Annotated in this window: 1 protein-coding gene and 1 pseudogene; both read right to left on the bottom strand. The window is 34.2% G+C overall.

The annotated features are described in order from the left end of the window. Positions 1-540: pseudogene (locus Q4550_RS23215) on the bottom strand (hypothetical protein); the annotation flags it as partial. Beyond that, positions 533-664 (bottom strand): RNA polymerase sigma factor (locus Q4550_RS23210; protein ID WP_303536540.1); only part of this gene is annotated, 132 nt, incomplete at its 5' end. The pseudogene Q4550_RS23215 and the gene Q4550_RS23210, both read right to left, overlap by 8 nt.

The following is a 664-nucleotide window of genomic DNA, read 5'->3' as shown; positions in this document are numbered from 1 at the left end:
TCCCATTATCTCTTCATCATAAAAAGAGGTTGAGATCACAGATTCTCCAACATGTTCTTCCAAGCTAACCGTATACTTGATCCTTTCATTGCTTTCTGAGTTATCATCGTATACATTTTGTAATTCAAATTCTCCTGATGCTGTACTAAAATAGTCAACAGTATTCAGCATTTTTGTAGACACATCTTCTTTTGACAAATCATCGTATAGTTCATCCTGAGCCGGGGGAGTGAAAGAGTTATCCTCATTGCCCGCCTTTATATCGCTTTTTAATTCACTTGTTTCATTTGTTGGAGATGCTTCATCAAGAGCCATGAACCCCAACTTATCCAGAGTTAAATAACCAATTCCAAACATAACAATTACCGTAAATCCTATACTTAACAAAAACCCTAATCTTTGCTGGATGGTGATTCTTGTCTTCTTTTGATTGTAATAAATGGCATTCTTGACGTTTCGTTTATGTTTATTGTCAAAATCAATATCTTTTAACACTGTTTCATTCATATCCTCTTTAAGATTCTTTAAGAAATCATCCATCTGTTTTACCTCCTTCGAGTCGTTTTTTTAACAAAATACGTCCTCTGTGTAAACGAGACTTCACTGTTTGCATTCGTATTTGCAACAACTCAACGATTTGGTTATAAGATAGTTCTTCATAATA

The organism is Anaerobacillus sp. 1_MG-2023, from assembly GCF_030547345.1.
GTDB classification, from domain to species: Bacteria; Bacillota; Bacilli; order Bacillales; family Guptibacillaceae; genus Guptibacillus; species Guptibacillus hwajinpoensis_B.
Note: the sequence above shows the minus strand (reverse complement) of the source record. Positions and strands in the feature narration are given on the sequence as shown.